The 19920-nt window shown below is 65.5% G+C and carries 14 protein-coding genes and 3 pseudogenes; 12 read left to right on the top strand and 5 right to left on the bottom strand.

Annotated elements, in window-relative coordinates; translation table 11 throughout:
* Positions 1-150 precede the first annotated feature (150 nt).
* From J0L98_RS17210 to J0L98_RS17195, 4 genes and pseudogenes are all read right to left on the bottom strand, one after another.
* A pseudogene (locus J0L98_RS17210) lies at positions 151-1079 on the bottom strand (transposase); the annotation flags it as partial.
* A 43-nt stretch (positions 1080-1122) separates the two neighbouring features.
* Positions 1123-1467 carry an IS66 family insertion sequence element accessory protein TnpB gene (tnpB, locus tag J0L98_RS17205; protein WP_296413072.1) on the bottom strand — a complete coding sequence of 115 codons (345 nt, stop codon included), beginning with the start codon at positions 1465-1467 and terminating at the stop codon, positions 1123-1125.
* Positions 1467-1772: an IS66 family insertion sequence element accessory protein TnpB gene (locus tag J0L98_RS17200; RefSeq protein WP_296413071.1), complete on the bottom strand. Its 306-nt coding sequence runs from the start codon at positions 1770-1772 to the stop codon at positions 1467-1469. Before J0L98_RS17200 ends, tnpB begins: the two co-directional genes overlap by 1 nt.
* 81 nt (positions 1773-1853) lie before the next feature.
* Positions 1854-2977, bottom strand: a pseudogene (locus tag J0L98_RS17195) (IS3 family transposase).
* Positions 2978-4023: 1046 nt separating this feature from the next.
* Here J0L98_RS17195 and J0L98_RS17190 point away from each other — a divergent pair.
* From J0L98_RS17190 to J0L98_RS17145, 10 genes are all read left to right on the top strand, one after another.
* Entirely contained in the window at positions 4024-4692 is a 669-nt protein-coding gene (locus J0L98_RS17190) for a TetR/AcrR family transcriptional regulator (protein ID WP_296413070.1), read from the top strand.
* A 74-nt stretch (positions 4693-4766) separates the two neighbouring features.
* On the top strand, positions 4767-7256 hold the full coding sequence (locus J0L98_RS17185; protein WP_296413069.1) for an acyl-CoA dehydrogenase: 2490 nt from the start codon (positions 4767-4769) through the stop codon (positions 7254-7256).
* Between the two features lie 2 nt (positions 7257-7258).
* Entirely contained in the window at positions 7259-8542 is a 1284-nt protein-coding gene (locus J0L98_RS17180; protein WP_296413073.1) for an acetyl-CoA C-acetyltransferase, read from the top strand.
* The gene (locus tag J0L98_RS17175) at positions 8542-10476 is read left to right on the top strand and encodes a 3-hydroxyacyl-CoA dehydrogenase NAD-binding domain-containing protein (RefSeq protein ID WP_296413067.1); all 1935 of its coding nucleotides are present in this window, start codon (positions 8542-8544) and stop codon (positions 10474-10476) included. The genes J0L98_RS17180 and J0L98_RS17175 overlap by 1 nt, the downstream gene beginning before the upstream one ends.
* Before the next feature lie 20 nt (positions 10477-10496).
* On the top strand, positions 10497-10904 hold the full coding sequence (locus tag J0L98_RS17170) for an acyl-CoA thioesterase (protein ID WP_296413066.1): 408 nt from the start codon (positions 10497-10499) through the stop codon (positions 10902-10904).
* 119 nt (positions 10905-11023) lie between these two features.
* The gene (locus J0L98_RS17165) at positions 11024-12304 is read left to right on the top strand and encodes an outer membrane protein transport protein (RefSeq protein ID WP_296413065.1); all 1281 of its coding nucleotides are present in this window, start codon (positions 11024-11026) and stop codon (positions 12302-12304) included.
* Positions 12305-12360: 56 nt separating this feature from the next.
* On the top strand, positions 12361-13041 hold the full coding sequence (locus tag J0L98_RS17160) for a TetR/AcrR family transcriptional regulator (RefSeq protein ID WP_296413064.1): 681 nt from the start codon (positions 12361-12363) through the stop codon (positions 13039-13041).
* Between the two features lie 134 nt (positions 13042-13175).
* Positions 13176-15560 carry a 3-hydroxyacyl-CoA dehydrogenase/enoyl-CoA hydratase family protein gene (locus J0L98_RS17155; RefSeq protein WP_296413063.1) on the top strand — a complete coding sequence of 795 codons (2385 nt, stop codon included), beginning with the start codon at positions 13176-13178 and terminating at the stop codon, positions 15558-15560.
* Between the two features lie 15 nt (positions 15561-15575).
* A complete protein-coding gene (locus J0L98_RS17150; protein WP_296413062.1) occupies positions 15576-16772 on the top strand; it encodes an acetyl-CoA C-acyltransferase in 1197 nt (398 codons plus the stop codon).
* A 137-nt stretch (positions 16773-16909) separates the two neighbouring features.
* Entirely contained in the window at positions 16910-17707 is a 798-nt protein-coding gene (locus J0L98_RS17145) for an enoyl-CoA hydratase (RefSeq protein WP_296413061.1), read from the top strand.
* Here the strand turns inward: J0L98_RS17145 and J0L98_RS17140 are convergent.
* Positions 17697-18446 (bottom strand): YdcF family protein, encoded by a 750-nt coding sequence (locus J0L98_RS17140; protein ID WP_296413060.1) that lies wholly within the window; start codon positions 18444-18446, stop codon positions 17697-17699. The two genes, J0L98_RS17145 and J0L98_RS17140, sit on opposite strands and share 11 nt — an antisense overlap.
* A gap of 466 nt (positions 18447-18912) precedes the next feature.
* Here J0L98_RS17140 and J0L98_RS17135 point away from each other — a divergent pair, with 466 nt between their 5' ends.
* Both J0L98_RS17135 and J0L98_RS17130 read left to right on the top strand, forming a co-directional pair.
* Positions 18913-19449 carry a DUF2802 domain-containing protein gene (locus J0L98_RS17135; protein WP_296413059.1) on the top strand — a complete coding sequence of 179 codons (537 nt, stop codon included), beginning with the start codon at positions 18913-18915 and terminating at the stop codon, positions 19447-19449.
* A pseudogene (locus J0L98_RS17130) lies at positions 19446-19920 on the top strand (hypothetical protein); the annotation flags it as partial. The gene J0L98_RS17135 and the pseudogene J0L98_RS17130, both read left to right, overlap by 4 nt.

The following is a 19920-nucleotide window of genomic DNA, read 5'->3' as shown; positions in this document are numbered from 1 at the left end:
TGGCTTGGTTCAACCATCATCGGCTGCTCGCGCCTATTGGCTACATGCCGCCGGCTGAAGCTGAGGCAAACTATTACCGCAGCCAAACCGGTCAGGCTGTGTTGGCCTGACTAAAACCAAACGGCCTACTCGAAACCCGGGGCGATTCAGGTCGGCACCCAGGGTCTGCGCGATGTGCTTGCCGCCACGACCCTCGTGTAGGGGAAGCAGATCTCGTCACGCTCGCCATAGACGGGCCAGAAGTAGCCCCCCTTCATCTTGCCCGTGCCGCTGCGGCCGGCCTTGATCGGGGTCTCGTCCATGGCCTTGACCCGGCTCTGGCGAATCGACTCCAGCTGCGCGGTATAGACCGGTTCGAGTAGTGAGAGCGCGGCGTGGGTGAGCTGTGTGAGCCACGGACGCGAGACCCGGATGCCGTTGTCGCCCATCCGCTGGTGCTGGCGGTACAGGGGCTGGTGGTAGCAGAACTTGTCGGTGACAACCCCCGCAACGAAGCTCACATCGGCCCGGCTCCCCTCGATGACGCCCACCGGGGCTGCCGGACAGGAGATCACCTGGGTATCGCAGCGCTTGATCACCGGGCGCACGTACTTGAGGATGACGTAGCTGCCCGGACGCTGGGCGAGGCGGTGGCTGATCTTCTGGCCGATCACCTCGTACTGATCCGGGGTGAGCCCGTGGACTTCCGGATTGGGCACATCGATGGTCCGAACGGGCACCCGTGTCTCGTCGAAGAACAGCGCCGGCTCGCCCTCTGCGGCGCAATCGGTGCTGCGCGCCCGGCGCGCGTGGGCGGCAATCTCCTTGGCGGGGGGCGGGGGAGAAGATTCTGGTACGGGCAACTCGCCCAGGCTCATCTGCTGCGGGTGAGCATCGAAGAGACGCTTCTCGCTCTTCTGGCCGAAGAGCTGGCGACGGAACCAGTCGAGCTGATGTTTCATCGCCTCGACTTCGCGCGTCATCGCCTCGAACCGGCACCCCAGATCCTGCCGTTCTCGGGCCAGATCGATAACCCGCTCGGCCGTCCAGCGGGCGGCTTCCTCTCGGGTTGGAATGGGTGTCGGGGGCGTTTCAGGCATGTCGTCATTTTACCAACAACCCAGTATCCATGCGGGTTTGCGGTCATTTCTCCGGCAGCGCGAAGCGCCTTCTGATGCACCCAGGCTCAATGCCTTCAAGCAGCAGTTTCAGCCCCGTCCAGTCCGTCTCCCGGCTGACTGCCTTGGACCAATCCGACACGAAACGCCCTGACTCGAGCCGCTTGGCCCAGATGCAAAAGCCGCTGCGATCCCAGTAGAGCACCTTCATCTGGGTGGCCCGCCGGTTGATGAAGACGAACAGATGCCCCGACAGGGGATCCTGGCCCACGCCGTGACGGGCGAGGGCATGCAAGCCGTTGAAGGACTTGCGCATGTCGACCGGGCGACCGTACAGATGGACCCGCACCGCGCCTTCGGGAAAGAACATCAGCCGCGGACCAGATGGAGCACGAGACCGCCGCCCAGATCCAGCTTGAGCTCCAGGCGCGAGGCCGTGCCCGAAGCGAGCACACCCAGATCAACGAAGGACTCCTGAGGCACTGGCGTTTGCGCCTGTGCCCCAGTGCCTGCCGAGCTGAGCAGTGCCCGCCAGCGCTGAAAGCTTGAAACGCTGATCGACTCCCGCGCACAGAACGCCGGGACGCTCAGTCCGCTCGATGCCTGGCGGGCAAGCAAGGCCCGCCACTCCTCCCCACTACGCCGCCGCCACTTGCCCTTGAGTGCCCCTGCCATGTGCTTCGCCTCCGGTGTTGAACTGGGAGGCGAGTGTCTGCGTTGGACACGGCGAGGGGAAGAACGCTGGGGAGTTAACGCTTACCAAGTATTTTCGGACACCCCGATGAGGTGCTTTTCTGCCCTGTTCCGCTCATAAGCGGTGGGCGACAGATAGCCCCGTTTCGAGTGCAGGCGCACGCTGTTGTAGAAGCCAACGATGTACTCGGTGAAGTCGCATGTGGCCTCGGCGTGATTGGCGTAGTCGCGCAGCCAGACCTGCTCCATCTTCAAGTTCAGGAAGAAACGCTCCATTACGGCGTTGTCCCAGCGATTGCCCTTTCGGCTCATGCTCGCGCGCAGGCCATGGCGTTCGAGCAAGCGGCGGTGGGCCTCGCTCGCGTACTGACTCCCACGGTCCGAGTGAACGATCAGGCCCGAAGCCGGACGGCACTGGGTGATGGCTATCTGCAGTGCCGAACACCCAGCAGGCATCGTCGGCGCCAGGGTCCAGTCGACGACCTTGCGCGAGAAGGGGTCTATCACCACCGCCGGGTACAGCTAGCCGCTACGCGTGCGCAGATAGGTGATGTCGGACACCCAGGCCTGGTTGGGCGCCTCTGGCTCGAACTGCCGATCCAGCACGTTGGGCGCCGTGGGCGGGCCGTGCCGGCTGTCCTTTGTGTGGATGAACTTGCGCCGCCACGTTTTCCGCAGCCCGTGGGTGTGCATCAGACGGCGCACCCGTTAGTGTCCACACTTGATCCCTTCGCCTCGCAGTTCAGCGCTGTAGGCGCCGGCTGTCGTAGGTTCGCCCCGAGCGGGCAAAGGCGGACTGAAGCCGGACGCTGACCGGGCACACCTTCGCTCCGCGCTCTGGGCGCCGCCGGGCCGCGTAGCAACCGGAACGGCTCACCGCCAGCACCTGGCACACCCTTGCCACGCCGCCCATCTTCTTTTGCAACTGGGTGATGCTCCGGTAGATCACTTCATTTCCCGGGCGAAGAAGGCGGATGCTTTTTTAGGATGTCGTTGTCCTCACGCAGCCGTCGCACTTCGGCTTTAAGCGCACGAAGGCGCTGCTGCTCCGCAGTCAGCGGCTAGCCAATCCCGCTCTGCCCCTGCAACTCAGCCTCGAACTGCGCCAGCCAGCGACGCACGGCCGTCTCGCCGAGCTCCATGTCACGACAAACCTGACCGACAGTCTGGCCCATATCCTTGATCATCTTCACGACCTGGAGCTTGAACTCCGTGTCGAATGATCTGCGCTTTCTGTTTATCAATTCCTCCTCAATCGGTCAATGAGCCACCTATCGAGGTGTCCGCGGAAATTAGACCACTACAAACCCTGCCCGCGTTTGTGCCGCTGACACTCGAAGCGCCCATCCCACCAGCAGCCACGCTGACGGCAGCGGCGGGCTGAGAGATTCGCGTCGAACTCGACCACCGCGGCCGCTGGGTGAGCATCTCGTGGCCGCTTGGTGCGGCGGGCGATTGCGCCGCCTCCAGTCCATTCGGGGGTGCCTGGCACGCCCGTGTTTGGCCAGGCGCCGGTTGGTGATCGATGCCGAGCTCCGTATTCAACTGTTCAAACGCCCTACGCAATAGCGCGTCGGTTCCCTAAACGGCCGCTCCCGCTACGACGTCGTGTGGCCGTCGACGGCCTTGCTGCGCTGTGGGGGGCGTAGGGCTCCGGGTGGGCTGCCCGCAGCCAGCTACCGCCGCACCGTGTCGCGTTGGATCTCCTGTGTCCCCGCCATCCCCTTTGTCTGAGCTCGTCCACGCGAGCTGAACGGTGGTCGTGTCCTTCCCAGAGTGCAATGTCTCTATCACTCCGCAAAAGACACGGCGTACAGGATCTGCCTCGATGCGTTTCGGCTCTGCGGACTGCGAAGGGGGTCAAATCGTCCCCTGTCGACAGGCGGCTACTTAACGTGTTGTGTCTGATACGTGTTGTTTGTTGTTTGCCAACGGTGCTTCACGTCAAGTCGCATACGGATCGTTGCCGTATGTCCGATACCTGCTCCCTGTTGTCGGATTTGGCGGCGTGGTGCAACCCAGCGCTTGAGGTTGTCATTGAGCTCCATGTGGGTGGCGCAGCCATCGGTGACCTTCTGCTGCCCATGTGGGGACGTCTAAGCTATCTCCTTTTGAAGAACGCGTTGACATGCCATTAATCCAATGTATGATTCAAACAAACGTTTTAATGAATCTGAGGCTAGGCTGTTTGTCCGATGAGCCGCAGACATCCACCCTCACAAGGAGGCGCAGCATGAGCCAAGTTCCAGGCAAGGCCGCAGGCGATACCCGTAGCCGCATCCTCGATGCAGGGGAGCGACTGTTCATGGAGCATGGTTTCGATGGGACGTCGATGCGCATGATCACCAGCCAGGCGGGCGTGAATCTGGCGGCCGTGAATTATCACTTTGGTACCAAGGAGCTGCTGATCCAGGAGGTCTTCCGGCGACGCCTGACGCATCTCAACCAGTCTCGATTGGCGGCCCTGGATCAGCTAGAGGCGGAGGCGGCAGGGGTGCCAATCAAACCAAGCCGCATCGTTGATGCCTTCTTCGGCACGGCCCTGCGAATGGCTGCCGACGTCGAGGGAGGGGGGCATACCTTCATGTGCCTGCTGGGGCGCACCTACACCGAGCCCAACGAGTTCGTCCGCCAGTTTCTGGCGGAGGAATACGCCGAGTGCGTCGAGCGCTTTCTGGCCGCCCTGTACCGGGCGCTGCCCGAGGTGGACCGCAACGAGATCCTGTGGCGCTTCCATTTCATGATGGGGGCCATGTCCTACGCCATTGCGGGCACCGACGCGCTGCAACTGGTCACCGGCAAGTTTGATGACGAGAACCCGTCGCGCCTTGCGCCGCGTCTGATGAGCTTCCTGCTGGGCGGCCTGCGTGCCCCGCTGGCGGAGTTCGGGGCGCTCAAGTAGGTCGGTTCAGGTGTTCGCAGACAAATTCATAAGAGCGCGCTGCAAAGACGGCGCCGAGTAAAAGGAGATAGCTCATGTCGTACTGGTTTCTGGTTTCCCTCCCTCCCCTGGTGGTAGCGCTCGCCTACGGGCGAGCGCCATTTTTTGCCTGGTATGGGGCAGGGCTTGCGTGGCTTGGGGCGCTGGCGTGGCTGGCTGGCTGGTCGCCGCTGGTGGCCACCGGCGCTCTGGCGGCACTGGCTGTGGCGGGAGCGGTGTTCGTAGTGCCGGGCATCCGGCGCAGTCTGGTGACGGCGGGGATCTTCAAGGCCTTCCGCAAGGCGCTCCCGTCCATGTCCCAGACGGAAAAGGATGCCTTGGAGGCCGGCACGGTGTGGTGGGAGGGGCAGCTCTTCAGCGGCAAGCCCGACTGGAACATGCTGCTGGCCTACCCGGCCCCGCGCCTGACGCCCGAGGAGCAGCGTTTCCTCGACGTGGAGACCAGCGAGCTGTGCCGTCTGACCCGCGACTGGGAGTGCACTCAAGCCCAGGACATGCCCGAGGCGGTGTGGCGTTACATCCGCGACAAGGGCTTCCTGGGCATGATCATTCCCACCGAATACGGCGGCAAGGGCTTCTCCGCCTATGCCCACTCCCAGGTGATCACCAAGCTGTCCACCCGCTCGTCGGCGCCGGCGGTGACGGTGATGGTGCCCAATTCCCTCGGCCCGGCCGAGTTGCTGCTGCACTATGGCACTCCGGAGCAGAAGCAGCACTATCTGCCGCGTCTGGCCTGTGGCCAGGAGATCCCGGCCTTTGCTCTGACCAGCCCGTGGGCCGGGTCGGACGCGGCCTCGATTCCCGATGCTGGCGTGGTGTGCATGGGCGTTCACAACGGGCGCGAGGTGCTGGGCATGCGGGTGAGCTTCGACAAGCGCTACATCACCCTGGCGCCGGTGTGCACGGTGTTCGGCCTGGCCTTCCGTCTGTATGACCCCCAGCACCTGCTGGGTGAGGTGGAGGATCTGGGCATCACCTGCGCGCTGGTGCCCCACGACTACCCGGGTGTGGACATCGGTCGCCGTCACTTCCCCCTCAACGCGGTGTGGATGAACGGGCCGATCCGCGGCAAGGACGTGTTCATGCCTCTGGATTTCATCATCGGCGGGCCGAAGATGGCCGGGCAGGGCTGGCGCATGCTCATGGAGTGCCTGGCGGCAGGCCGCTCCATATCCCTGCCGGGCTCCAACACCGGCATGCAGAAGATGACCGCCCGCGCCGTGGGGGCCTATGCCCGGGTGCGCTACCAGTTCAAGACGGCGGTGGGCAAGTTCGAGGGGGTGGAGGAGGCGCTGACCCGTATCGGCGCCAACACCTGGCTCAGCGATGCCGCCCGGGTCATGACCGCCGGTGCCATCGATATGGGCGAGAAGCCCTCGGTGGTGTCAGCCATTGTCAAGTTCCACGTCACCGAGCGGGCCCGCCAGACGGTGAACGACGGCATGGACGTGATCGGTGGCAAGGGCATCTGCCTGGGGCCGCAGAACTTCCTGGGCCGCGCCTATCAGCAGATCCCGGTGGGCATCACGGTGGAAGGCGCCAACATCCTGACCCGCAGCCTGATCCTCTTCGGCCAGGGGGCGATCCGTTGCCATCCCTATGTGCTGAAGGAAATGGACGCTGCCCGCAGTGGCGATCTTGCAGCCTTCGACGAGGCCTTCTGGGGGCACATCGGCTACACCCTGTCCAACGCCGCCCGGGCAATCGTGATGGGGGTGACGGGCTCCCATTTTGTTGCCCTTCCCGATGCCAGCGGCAAGGGCGTGGCGCCGGAAGCCCGCCGTTACTACCAGCAGCTCACCCGCTTCTCGGCTGCCTTTGCCTTCCTGGCGGACATCTCCATGGGCACCCTGGGCGGTGCGCTGAAGCGCAAGGAGAAGCTCTCTGCGCGCCTCGGCGACATCCTGTCCCTGATGTATCTGGCCTCCGCCGCCCTCAAGCGCTATGAGGATGAAGGCCGCCAGGCCGCCGATGCCCCGCTGCTCCACTGGGTGATCTGGGATTGCATGTTCAAGGCCCAGAACGCCTTTGAAGGCGTGATTGCCAACTTCCCCAACCGCCTGTTTGCCAGCATGCTGCGTCGTCTGGTGGTCTTTCCCCTCGGCCGGCCGTACTTCGTGCCCTCCGACCAGCTGGGACACGAGGTGGCAACCCTGCTCATCAACCCCTCGGCCACCCGCGACCGCCTGACCTCGGATGTCTACCTGCCGACCGATGTGGAGGAGCCCGTCGGAGCCCTCGAGGCGGCCCTCCACGCCACCATCGAGGCCGAGCCGGTGGAGGCCAAGGTGCGCCGCGCCATCAAGAGCGGCCAGTTCAAACCGGGCCTGCTGGTGGGCGGTGGTGTCGATGCCCTCTACGATGCGGCCCTGGCGGCCGGCATCATCAGCCGCGACGAGTACGCCCTCATCACCCGGCGTGGCGAGCTGCGCGACAAGGTCATCCGGGTGGATGACTTCCCCTACGATTTCGGCCTGCGCCAGGCCCTAGACGGACTGGCCGGCGAACAGCGGAAAGCAGCATGACCATGCGTGGCCCCATCTACATCATCGATGGTGCGCGCACGCCCTTCCTCAAGGCGCGCAACGCCCCCGGCCCCTTTGCGGCCTCCGATCTGGCCACGGCGGCGGGCAGTGCCCTGCTGTCGCACCAGCGCTTTGCGCCGGAGCAGCTCGACGAGGTCATCCTCGGCTGCGCCAGCCCCTCGCCGGACGAGGTGAACATCGGCCGGGTGGTGGCCCTGCGCATGGGCTGCGGCCTCAAGGTGCCGGGCTGGACGGTGATGCGCAACTGCGCCTCGGGCATGCAGGCCCTGGATTCGGCCATGGCCAACATCCACAGCGGCCGCTCCCAGCTGGTGCTGGCGGGGGGCGTGGATGCCCTGTCCCGGGCGCCGCTGTTGTATTCCGACGCGATGGTGCGCTGGTTTGCCGGCTGGATGGGGGCGCGCAGCCTGGGACAGAAGCTGGCTATGGTGCGGAAATTCCGCCCGGGCTACCTGGCCCCGGTGATCGGCATCATGAAGGGCCTGACCGACCCGGTTGTCGGCCTGCTGATGGGGCAGACCGCCGAGAATCTGGCCTGGAAGTACGGCATCAGCCGGGAGGACATGGACGCCTTCGCCGTCGAAAGTCACCGCCGCGTGGCCGCAGCCCAGGACGCCGGCCATTTTGCCGATGAGCTGGTGCCCCTGATCGAGCGCGACGGCACGGTGCATGCCGCCGATGACGGCCTGCGCCGGGACGCCTCGATGGCCGGCATGGCCAAGCTCAAGCCCTTCTTCGACAAGAAATACGGTCGGGTCACCCCGGCCAACAGCTCCCAGATCACCGACGGGGCCACTTGGCTGGTGCTGGCGTCGGCGGCGGCGGTGGAGCGCTTCGGCCTCGAACCCATCGGGCGCATCGTGGACAGCCAGTGGGCCGGCCTGGAGCCGGAGCAGATGGGGCTCGGCCCCGTGCATGCCACCACGCCCATCCTGCAGCGCCATGGCCTGGGCCTGGGGGATCTGGACCTCATCGAGATCAACGAAGCCTTTGCCGCCCAGGTCATCGCCTGCCTGCGCGCCTGGCAGGATGCCGACTACTGTCGCAGCCGCCTGGGCCTGGACGGCGCGCTGGGCAGCGTCGACCCGGCCCGCCTGAACGTGGACGGCGGCGCCGTGGCTCTCGGTCACCCGGTGGGGGCGAGCGGCGCGCGCATTGTGCTGCATCTGCTCAAGGCCCTGCGCCGTACCGGCGGCAAACGCGGCATCGCCACCATCTGCATCGGCGGCGGGCAGGGCGGGGCCATGCTGGTGGAGGCATTGTGATGACATTCAAACACTGGACACTCGACCGGGACGCCGAAGGCATCGCCTGGGCCACCCTCGATGAGGCTGACGCCTCCGCCAACACTCTGGGCCTGGCCGTGATGGCGGAGCTGGCAGGCATCCTCGACCAGCTTAGTCAGCGCCCGCCCTCCGGCCTGGTGATCCGCTCCGGCAAGGCAGCCGGCTTCATCGCCGGCGCCAACATTGAGGAGTTCACCCGCATCGACTCTGCCGAAGCCGCCCGGGCCCTGGTGCAGCGGGGCTGGACGCTGTTCGAGCGCCTGGCCGCGGTGGACTACCCCACGCTGGCCTTGATCCGTGGCCATTGCATGGGCGGCGGGCTGGAGCTGGCCCTGGCTTGCCGGTACCGCATCACGGTGGACGAGCCCGGCACCCGCCTGGCCCTGCCTGAGGTGATGCTGGGCATCTACCCGGCCTGGGGGGGCATGCTGCGCCTGCCGCAATTGATCGGCCCGGCGGCGGCCCTCGACCTGATGCTGACCGGCAAGGGCGTGGATGCCGGCAAGGCCAGACGGCTGGGCCTGGCCGACGACTGCGTGCCGCCCCGGGTGATGGACAACGCGGCGCGCATCATGCTGCTTTCCGGCCGCGCGCCGCGCCGCCTGCCGCTGCTGCAGCGCCTGCTCAACGGCCCCCTGCGCAGCATCGTGGCCGGCAAGGCGCGCAAGCAGGTTGAGGCCAAGGCACGCCCGGAACACTACCCGGCCCCCTACGCGATCCTCGATGTGTGGGCCAACTACGCCGGCAACGCCCTGGCCGTACCCGCCTCGTCCACGTCCTCCCTAGAGTCCATCCTGCGGTCGCCGACGGCTAAGAATCTGATCAGGGTGTTCTTCCTGCAGGAGCGCCTGAAGGGTTTCGGCAAGGGTGCGGACTTCAAGCCCCGGCGCGTACATGTGATCGGCGCCGGCGTGATGGGGGGTGATATCGCCACCGAATGTGCCCTGCGCGGCATGATCGTGACCCTGCAGGACCAGTCGGTGGAGCGGATCGCGCCGGCCATCGCCCGGGCGGCCAAGCGCTTCGAGCGCAAGTTCAGGGGCAAGCCGCGGGATGCGCACTTTGCCCTCGATCGGCTGATCCCTGATCCGGCCGGCCATGGCGTGGCCCAGGCCGACGTCATCATCGAGGCGATCTTCGAGAATCTGGATGCCAAGCGCGCCCTGTTTACCGATATCGAGCGGCGGGCCAGGCCGGATGCGCTGCTGGCGTCCAACACCTCCAGCCTGCGCATTGCCGACATCGCCAGCGTGCTGGCCGATCCGGGCCGGCTGGTGGGCATCCACTTTTTCAACCCGGTGGCGGTGATGCCCTTGGTTGAGGTGGTGCGCACCCCGGGCACCGTCGACCAGGCGGCGGCTCGCGCGGCGGCCTTCGTGCGCCGGCTCGATAAGCTGCCCCTGCCGGTGCAGGACGCGCCCGGTTTTCTGGTCAATGCGGTGCTTGGCCCCTATATGTATGAGGCCCTGCGCTGCGTGGATCAAGGCATCGCCCCGGAGACCATCGACGCAGCCCTGACGGCCTTCGGCATGCCCATGGGGCCCATCGAGCTGGTGGACACGGTGGGGCTGGATATTGCCGTGGCCGCCGGCAAGGCCCTCGCCGGTACCGAGGCTGAGCTGCCGCGGGCCCTGGCGGACCGGGTTGCTGCCGGCCAACTGGGCAAAAAGACCGGGCAGGGCTTTTATGCTTGGCCCGATGGCAAGGTGAACAAGCCCGCTGCGGGTGCTGTGCCGGCCGGCTTGGCCGAGCGCATCGTCGCGCCGCTGTTGGTCGCCAGCCAGGCCTGTGTGGATCGCAGCGTGGTGGCAGATGCCGATCTGGCCGATGCGGGCGTTATATTCGGAACCGGCTTTGCCCCCTTCACGGGTGGCCCTCTCATTTTTGTTCGCGGCCGGCAGGCCGCGGGCTAAGCTTGTATTAGGAGTTCGTCATGTCCGATGCCCCCGTCCAGCTTCCCGCCCACCGGATGCCCGTACTGCGCGTCATGCCCATGCCACGGGATCTCAACCCCGCCGGTGATGTGTTCGGCGGCTGGATCATGTCCCAGGTGGATATCGCTGGCGCGGTGCCGGCCCGCCAGCGGGCCCGCGGCCGGGTGGCTACCATCTCGGTGAATTCCTTTGTCTTCAAGCAGCCGGTATCGGTGGGCGACATCGTCAGTTTCTACGCCGACATCGTGAAAGTTGGCAAGAGTTCGATCACCGTGGATGTGGAGGTCTACGCCGAGCGCAACCCGGAAGACCCGGTAGTCGTGAAGGTGACCGAAGCGGTCCTGACCTATGTGGCCGTCAGCGGCAGCGGCGTGAAGCGGGATATCCCGCCGGAAGTAGCAGCATAAAAACAACAGTTTCAAACGATTGTTGCAAAGCCGCAGGCTTTTGTGGACCTAGAATCGCCAAGGGGATTGGGCAACCCGCGGCCTGTCGAGAAAACGCCCATCTGTGAGGAGACGCACCCATGAAAATGAAAATGATCGCCCGATTGATTCCGCTGCTGACCCTCGGCATGGCCGCAGGGCAGGCCGGTGCCGCCGGTTTCCAGTTGCTTGAGCAGAACGCCAGCGGCATCGGCAATGCCTATGCCGGCTCGGCGGCGGTCGCCGAGAACGCCAGCACCATCTACTTCAACCCTGCGGGCATGACCCAGCTACAGGCCCGCGAGGCCTCGGTGGGCATCTCGCTGGTGCGTCCCACCTTCAAGTTCAGCAATCAGGGCTCGAGTACCGGCGCCCTCAGCGGTAGCGGCACTGGCAACGATGCTGGTAGCTGGGCCTTCATTCCGAACGGCTATCTGTCCTGGGGGCTGAGCAAGGATCTGTATGTGGGTGTGGGCTTCGGCGCCCCCTTCGGCCTCGTTACCGAATACGACAATCCCTGGCTGGGCGGCGCCCAGGCCATCAAGTTCGACATCAAGACCTACAACATCAACCCCAGCGTGGCTTACCGCATCAACGACAAGGTTTCGGTGGGCGGCGGCCTGAACTATCAGCGCATGGAAGCCGAGTATGTGCGTCTTGCAACCGTGACCTCGGCGGCGCTCGCTGCCACCCGGGTGACTCTTGATGCCGGGAACAACGCCTGGGGCTGGAACGTGGGGGCGCTATTTACCCTCAGTCCCAGTACCAAGGTCGGGGTGTCCTACCGATCCAAGATCAAGCACGAACTGAAGGGTGACCTGAGCTTCAGCGGCCCGGCGGCGGGCGTCGCTCCGAACCTCACCACCGGCAGCGCCAAGGCCAACGTGGACCTGCCCGACACCTTCATCCTCTCCGTTGTCCAGAACCTCAACGACAAGTGGGAGATGCTCGGTGATATTTCCTGGACGGGCTGGAGCAGTATTCCCAAAGTGGACATCGTGCGTACCTCCGGCACTCTCAGCGGTGGCACTGTGCAGACCCTCGACACCCACTTCCGTGACACGTGGCGTTATGCCCTCGGGGCGAACTATCGTCTGAGCGACATGGTCAAGCTCAAGTTCGGTGTGGCCTACGACCAGACGCCCGTGCCTGACGCGCAGCATCGTCTGGTGTCCCTGCCCGACAACAATCGCACCTGGTTCTCGACAGGTGCGCAGATCAAGCTGGCCAAGGGGTCGGTGCTGGATCTGGGGGCGGCCTATCTGAACGTGCCCGAGTCCAGAGTCGACAACAACCAGACCCTTCTGGGGCGTGGCCGGGTGACCGGCGCCTACGACGCCCGGGTGTGGATCATGGGTGCCCAGTACTCCATGGCCTTCTGATTCCCTCAACCCCGCCAGGTCGCCTGAGGCGACCTGGCGCCTCGCCTGTCCAGCCCATGGGTCGCCCAGAAAACCCCCTACCTGACGCCAAGACACGCATCCTGGATGCGGCAGAGCGCCTGTTCATGGAGAACGGCTACGCGGCCACTTCGGTCCGTATGATCACCGGTGCCGCGGGCGTGCCGGTGGCCTTGGTGAGCTACCACTTCGGTTCGAAGCAGGGGCTCATGGAGGCCGTTTACGAGCGCGCTCTCGGCAGTCGCGGCGGCAGTCGGGTGAGTTACCTGGACAGGCTGGAGGCGGATGCGGGCGGGCAGCCCATTCCCGTTGATGTGCTGGTGGATGCCTTCCTGTCGTCGGCGCTTCGCCTGACCCGCAAGGACAGCGTTCCCGGAGAAGTCTTCAAGCAGCTTATCGGCCGGGCCTTCTATGAGCCCGGCCCGGGCACGGAAGCCTTCTTTCCGGCGGAGTACCGGGAGGCGGTGGATCGCTATCGTCTGGCTTTCATGCGGGCGCTGCCCCATCTCAGTCAGGATGACGTGGTGTGGCGGATGTATTTCTTCGTCGGCATCGTGGCCTATGCCATGGCCGGAAAGGACTTGATGCGGATGACCGAAACCTATGCCCTGGCTGACGCGGGCGAGCCGGAAGCCATCATGGCGCGTCTGCGCCCGTTCGTCGTAGCGGGCTTTCTGGCGGCGCCGGAAGGCCTTTCCACCGGGCCGGCAACGCCCTGATTTTTCAAGCTTGTTGTATCCATGGGAAGCATTGCGCTAAGATTTGAACAGTTGTTCAAAAAGGCCGTGGCAGACCCATGGTCGGTGGTCAATAACGAGGGCCCGTCCGCCGGGCCGAGTCAAAGGAGGCACATGTGAGCAGACTGATCATTCGCAAGGTGGCTGTGCTGGGCGCTGGCGTGATGGGGGCGCAGATCGCCGCCCATTGCGCCAACGCTGGCGTGCCGGTCATCCTCTTCGACCTTCCCGCCAAGGAAGGCCCCCCCAGTGCCGTTGCCCGCAAGGCGGTCGACGGGCTGAAGAAGCTCGAGCCGGCACCCCTGGCCACCAAGGACCGTGCCCAGTTCATTGATGTGGCCAATTACGGTAGCGATCTGGACAAGCTTCGCGACTGCGACCTCATCATCGAGGCCATTGCCGAGAAGATGGAGTGGAAGCTCGACCTCTACGCCAAGGTTGCCCCCTTCATCCGCGCGGATGCGATCTTTGCATCCAACACCTCCGGCCTGTCCATCAACACCCTGTCCGAAGGCATGCCGGCCGAGGCCCGCGCCCGCTTCTGCGGCATCCATTTCTTCAACCCCCCGCGCTACATGGCGCTGGTGGAGTTGATCGCCACCCGCACGACCGATCCTGCCAGCCTGGATGCGCTGGAGGCCTGGCTCACCACCCGCCTGGGCAAGAGCATCGTCCGCGCCAAGGACACGCCCAACTTCGTCGCCAACCGGGTGGGTGTGTTCTCCATCCTGGCGGTGATGCACCACACGGCGCGTCTCGGGTTGGGCTTCGACGAAGTGGATGCCTTGACCGGCCCGATCATCGGCCGCCCCAAGAGCGCCACCTACCGCACCGCCGATGTGGTGGGTCTGGACACCCTGGCCCATGTTATCGGCACCATGCAGGCCACCCTGCCGGGCGACCCGTGGCACGCCTTCTACCAGAGCCCCGAGTGGCTCACCGCCCTGATCGCCAAGGGCGTGCTGGGGCAGAAGACCAAGGGCGGCATCTTCCGCAAGGACGGCAAGGCCATCGTCGTGTTCGATCCGGCGAAGCAGGATTACCGCCCGAGCACCGGCGAAGTGGCACCCGAAGTGCTGGCCATCCTGAAGAACCGCAACCCGGTGGAGAAATTCGCTCAGCTACGCGCCAGCAGTCACCCCCAGGCCCAGTTCCTGTGGGCGATCTTCCGCGATGTGTTCCATTACTGCGCCTTCCATTTGGCGGATATCGCCGACAACGCCCGCGACGTGGACTTTGCCATGCGCTGGGGCTTTGGCTGGGCCCAGGGACCGTTTGAAACCTGGCAAGCCGCGGGCTGGCAGGCTGTGGCCGAGGCGGTTAGGGCAGACGTCGAGGCGGGCAAGGCAATGATCGACGCGCCGTTGCCGGCTTGGGTTTTCGACGGTCGTCAGGGTGTGCATGCTGCTGATGGTTCGTGGAGTGCCACCGATGCGGTCCTCAAGCCCCGCTCCACGCTGCCGGTGTATGGGCGCCAGCTCTATCCGGAGCAGGTGCTCGGCGAAGCCGCCCAGGAGCAGGGCACCACCCTGTGGGAAAACGAAGGGGTGCGTCTGTGGACCCTGCCGGCAAAGGATGCCCGCATCGGCATCCTGTCCTTCAAATCGAAGATGCACGCCATCGGCGACGAGGTGCTGGACGGTGTGCTGGAAGCCGTGGCTCGGGCCGAGCGTGACCTGGACGGTCTGGTGATCTGGCACGAAGCACCCTTTGCCGTCGGGGCCAATCTGGCCCAGGTGGCGGAGGCCTGCAAGGCCGGCCAGTTCGACATGCTAGAGAAGACGGTGGCCAAGTTCCAGCGGGCCTCCATGGCCCTCAAGCACGCCATGGTGCCGACCGTGGCTGCGGTGCAGGGCATGGCTCTGGGCGGTGGCTGCGAGTTCGTCATGCACGCCAGCCATCGGGTGCTGGCCCTGGAGAGTTACGTGGGCCTGGTGGAAGCCGGTGTGGGCCTGATCCCGGCCGGCGGCGGTTGCAAGGAGTTCGCCCTGCAGGCGGCCACCCTGGCTGGCCGGGCTGCGGGGGGTGATGTCTTCCCCTTCATCCAGAACATGTTCCAGACCATCGCCATGGCCAACGTCTCCAAGAGTGCCTTGCAGGCCGTTGAACTGGGCTTTGCCAAGGCGTCCGACGACATCGTCTTCAATGCCCGCGAGCTGCTGCACGTGGCCCTGCACCGGGCCCGCGCCATTGCGGAATCCGGCTACCAGCCGCCCCTGGTCCAGCGCGCCGTGACGGTGGCCGGGCGCAACGGCATCGCCACCTGCGAAATGATGCTGATCAACATGAAGGAGGGCGGCTTCATCTCCGCCTGGGACTACCGCGTCGCCAAGGCTGCCGCCACCGCCCTTTGCGGCGGCGAGGTGGAGACCAATTCGAAGGTGTCCGAGCAGTGGATTCTCGATGTGGAGCGGGCCCAGTTCCTGGACCTGCTGAAGACCGAACAGACCCAGCAGCGCATCGTGCACATGCTCGAGACCGGCAAGCCCCTGCGCAACTGAACGGAGACAGACAAGATGAGCAAACAGATTCAGGAAGCCTACATCGTCGCCGCCACCCGCACTCCAGTGGCGAAGCGCAACGGCATGTTCCGCAATGTGCGCCCCGACGACATGCTGGCCCACGTGCTGCGGGCGGTGGTGGACAAGGTGCCGGGGCTGGACGCCACCGACATCGCCGACGTGATCGTCGGTTGCGCCATGCCCGAGGCGGAGCAGGGCATGAACGTGGCGCGCATCGGCGTGCTGCTGGCCGGCCTGCCCAACACCGTGCCCGGCATCACCATCAACCGTTTCTGCTCGTCCGGCCTGCAGGCCGTGGCTGATGCGGCAGCGCGCATTCGCCTGGGGGAGGCCGATGTCATGATTGCGGCCGGCACCGAGAGCATGACCGTGATGCCGCAGATCATGGGCAACAAGATCTCCCTCAACCCGGCTGTCTTCGAGAAGGAGGAGAACCTGGGCATCGCCTTCGGCATGGGGCTGACCGCCGAGAAGGTGGCCCAGCAATGGAAGGTGAGTCGCGAGGAACAGGATGCCTTTGCGGTGCAGTCCAACCAGCGCGCTGCTGCCGCGATTGCCGCCGGCGCCTTCCGTGACGAGATCACCCCTTACACGGTGCGCACCCATGTGCCCGGCGAGGGTGGCACTGTGCGGATGAGCGAGCGGATCTGCGATACCGATGAGGGGCCGCGGGGTGATGCCACCGTGCAGAGCCTTGGGAAGTTGAAGCCCGTATTTGCGGCGCGTGGCTCGGTGACTGCCGGCAACAGTTCCCAGATGTCCGATGGGGCCGGTGCAGTGCTGCTGATGTCCGAGGCGGCGGTGAAGCGCTATGGTGTCACTCCGATCGCCCGCTTCTGCAGCTACTCGGTGGCCGGTGTACCGCCAGCGATCATGGGCATCGGCCCGGTCGAGGCGATTCCCCGGGCACTCAAGGCCGCCGGTATCGGCAAGGAGGCCCTGGACTGGATCGAGCTCAACGAAGCTTTCGCGGCCCAGGCCATCGCGGTGATGAAGCAGCTGGATCTCGATCCGGCGAAGATCAATCCCCAGGGCGGCGCCATCGCCCTCGGCCATCCCCTGGGTGCCACCGGCGTTATCCGCGCAGCGACCTTGATGAGCGGCTTCCAGCGCACCTCGGCGCGCTACGGCATGATCTCCATGTGCATCGGAACCGGCATGGGCGCAGCGGGGGTCTTCGAGCGCCTCTGAGCAGTCTTCGCCCCGCCCCAGCCCATCGTGTGCCACGCCCACGATGGGCTTTTTTGCGTTGGGGCCTTCCCGTCGGCAGGCCTTCAAGGTGAAATGACGGGCGTCCTCCGTGAAGTTGAATGAAAAGGAATCACCCCATGACCTCCCCTGTCTTGCTCGACGTGACCGATGGCGTCGCGACCTTGACCCTCAACCGCCCGGCGGCCCTCAATGCCCTTTCGGTGGACATGATGAAAGCGCTTGCAGATGCCACGGCCCGGCTCGCCCACCGGGATGACCTGCGGGTCGTGGTGGTGATGGGGGCCGGCGATCACTTCATGGCCGGGGGCGACCTGAAGGATTTTGCCGCCCACCTGCACCTGTCGCCCGAGAGCCGCCTGGCCACCTTCCGGGCCATGATCGAGCAATACATCAACCAGAGTGTCGAAGCCTTGCAGGCCTTGCCGGTGCCGGTGATCGCACGGGTTCAGGGGGCCTGTGCCGGCTTCGGGCTGTCCCTGGTGCTGGGGTGCGACATGGCGGTGGCGGCCCACAGCGCCTATTTCACGACGGCCTATGCCAGCATCGCTCTTTCCGGTGACGGCGGGGTGTCGTGGCTGTTGCCCCGCGTTCTCGGGCGGCGCAAGGCCTTTGAATTGCTCATGCTGGCTGATCGTTTCGATGCGGCCGAGGCACAGCGCTTGGGGGTGGTGAATCGGGTGGTGCCCGCCGATGAACTAGATGCCGTTGTGGCTGAACTGGTGGCGCGCGTCGTGCGTGGCCCGGGCCGCACTTACGGCGAGATCAAGCGTCTGCTCAATGCTTCGCCCGACCAGTCGCTGGGCGCTCAGCTACAACTTGAGGCCGAGGCCTTTGCCCGTTGTACCTCGCGACCCGACTTCGACGAAGGCATCAATGCCTTCCTGGGCAAGCGCAAGGCACGCTTCAACGGCTGAGGCGATAGGCCAGCAGGCCCAGCCACTCGTGGCTGGCATACCAGCCGGCGTAGGCGCTGCTCATCCCGGGGGGGGACGGCAGGATGTTCGTGTCAGGCTCCCGGTTGAGCAGATGGGCGGTGGGGGCGGGCAGCACGGTGAAGCCCGCCGCCTCGAAGGCTTCGGCCGCGCGCCGCATGTGGGCGGCATGGGTGACCAGCACGATGCGCCGATGTCCGCTCTGCTGCAGGACGGAGGCGCAGAAGTCAGCGTTTTCCCGGGTGTCCCGGGAGCGGGACTCCACCCAGCGGACCGGCACGCTGAAATCCTCCTCCAGGCTCGCCTTCATCAGCTCCCCTTCCGGCCTGCCACCCTTGGGGGCCCCGCCACTCACCATCACCGGCAGGCCCGAACGGCGGGCAAGACGCGCGCCGTAACGAATCCGCTCCAGGCTCAGGGCATTCACCGTCTCGCCGCCAAACTCCGGCGCGTAGCCCCGGGTGCCGCCCGCGAGAATGACGATGGCGTCCGCTTCCGCGAGGCGCCCTGGATCGAGCGGGGGGGCGGTCTCGAGTCCATCCAGGAGGAGCTTGACCGTGACCGGGGTGCATAGGGCCAGGGCAGCGACCAGGCCAAGGGCGGCCAGGGCCCGCCCGAGCTTGGGGCGGCGTATCGCCAGCAACAGACCGGCGGCAACCAGAAGCAGGGGGCCGAGGGGCGGGAGAATCAGGCCTGAGAGGAGTTTCTTGAGTAGGAACATGGTGAAAAAGTGTGGTTCGACGAGCGCTTGTGGAGTAAGTCTGTGGCGCGGCCCGATTTTGCCCTCGAGATGCTCATCGTGCGCTTGGTAGGGCGGCGCTGCTCGGCGCAAATCCGAACCGCTCACAACGATTTCTTCACAAGCGCCGAGGTGCCGCATTGTCGGTGGAGTGGCGCACGGCTATTATCCGGGAAACCGTAGTTGATCGCTTCGACCTTCCTGGAACGCCCCATGTTCACACGCTTCTGCCCGTTTCTTGATGCTTGTCGGCGGGGGGCGTGCACCGCGACCTCGCTGGCGCACTTGGAGAGATGCCTGGCTTTTTCGCTCCAAGCACCATTGGGTTCGTCCACCTGCGGCTTCCAGGCGTGAGCGTCAATCGAATGCCATCCATCAGGGGAACGATCATCGTCAGCAATGGGTTTGAGTCACGCCACAGCGGCACAGCCGCCGGGGAGCGCAGTCAGTGATCGAATTGGGCTTGCGGGAGGGGATATGGGCACTGGTTGCCGTACTCACCCTCTATCTGGTGGTGATTCTCTTTCGACTGGCGATTCCTCGGCGATCATCCGGTTCTTCGGACACCTTGGCGCCGCCCAAGACCTTGCTGGCTGAGCCCCCCGCCGCCGAGCCCTTGAAGCCGCCCTCTCCCCCCGAGCCCGACCTGACCTCCAGTCCGGAAGAGGAGGCCGTCTCTAGGGATCTGCTCAATGAACTCGAGATCCAGCAGTTGCGCCGCGATGTGGCCCAGCTACGGACTGAAAGCGACTTCCTGCGCCGGGAGCTGGCGGCGACGCGCCGGGATGTGGATGAGTTGCGGGATGCCCGGCAAGCCTCTCGGGAGCGGGTGGAGTACGCCCGCCCGGTGTCGCCGCAGCACTCGGAAGCCATGCTGCTGGCCGGGCGGGGATTCGAAGCGTCGCGGATTGCCGAGCATTGCGGTATATCCGTGGCCGAGGCGGAGTTGGTATGTGCCCTGGCGCGGGCGGAGGAGGGCCGATGAGCAGTGAACAGGAAGGCCGGCGGGATGCCGCGGGAGATGAGGATCCCCGCCGTCAGTTGTGGATTCGGGCTGGAGTTGCAGGAGGCTTGATTGCCGTCCTGCTGGGCGGGCTTGCCCTGTTCGATCACCTGTCGCGACCGCCGCAGCCCGAGGAGGTGGCTTTGCCCACCAAGCCCATCGCGCCAGCGCAGATCAGTGATAACGCGGGGCGCGACGCTCCGCCCGACGTGTTGCGCGCAGGGGAGGTGGGCGCAGGTGACGCTGCGCCTGCGGTTTCTCCGGAAGGTTCTGCGCCACCGCATTTGCCCGAGCCTGAAGCCGATGGAGGGCGACCTGCTGAGGGAACCCGTCCCCTGGGTCGGCCGGCGGCACCGGTGGCCCAGGCTGATCCCGCTGTTGCCAAGGTGGCCGGGGAGACCCCTGCGGCGAAGCCTGGTGTGACCGCGGCCGGCCGGCCGGCCACGCCAGTCA

It is taken from the genome of Zoogloea sp. (assembly GCF_017302315.1).
Taxonomy (GTDB): Bacteria; Pseudomonadota; Gammaproteobacteria; order Burkholderiales; family Rhodocyclaceae; genus Zoogloea.
This window is presented reverse-complemented; position numbering and strand designations above follow the sequence as displayed.

Coding starts and splice junctions, on each gene's coding strand:
- tnpB (WP_296413072.1), bottom strand. CDS start 1,467: ATGTTCTTTCCCGAAGGCGCGGTGCGGGTCCATCTGTACGGTCGCCCG.
- J0L98_RS17200 (WP_296413071.1), bottom strand. CDS start 1,772: ATGGCAGGGGCACTCAAGGGCAAGTGGCGGCGGCGTAGTGGGGAGGAG.
- J0L98_RS17190 (WP_296413070.1), top strand. CDS start 4,024: ATGAGCCAAGTTCCAGGCAAGGCCGCAGGCGATACCCGTAGCCGCATC.
- J0L98_RS17185 (WP_296413069.1), top strand. CDS start 4,767: ATGTCGTACTGGTTTCTGGTTTCCCTCCCTCCCCTGGTGGTAGCGCTC.
- J0L98_RS17180 (WP_296413073.1), top strand. CDS start 7,259: ATGCGTGGCCCCATCTACATCATCGATGGTGCGCGCACGCCCTTCCTC.
- J0L98_RS17175 (WP_296413067.1), top strand. CDS start 8,542: ATGACATTCAAACACTGGACACTCGACCGGGACGCCGAAGGCATCGCC.
- J0L98_RS17170 (WP_296413066.1), top strand. CDS start 10,497: ATGTCCGATGCCCCCGTCCAGCTTCCCGCCCACCGGATGCCCGTACTG.
- J0L98_RS17165 (WP_296413065.1), top strand. CDS start 11,024: ATGAAAATGAAAATGATCGCCCGATTGATTCCGCTGCTGACCCTCGGC.
- J0L98_RS17160 (WP_296413064.1), top strand. CDS start 12,361: ATGGGTCGCCCAGAAAACCCCCTACCTGACGCCAAGACACGCATCCTG.
- J0L98_RS17150 (WP_296413062.1), top strand. CDS start 15,576: ATGAGCAAACAGATTCAGGAAGCCTACATCGTCGCCGCCACCCGCACT.
- J0L98_RS17145 (WP_296413061.1), top strand. CDS start 16,910: ATGACCTCCCCTGTCTTGCTCGACGTGACCGATGGCGTCGCGACCTTG.
- J0L98_RS17140 (WP_296413060.1), bottom strand. CDS start 18,446: ATGTTCCTACTCAAGAAACTCCTCTCAGGCCTGATTCTCCCGCCCCTC.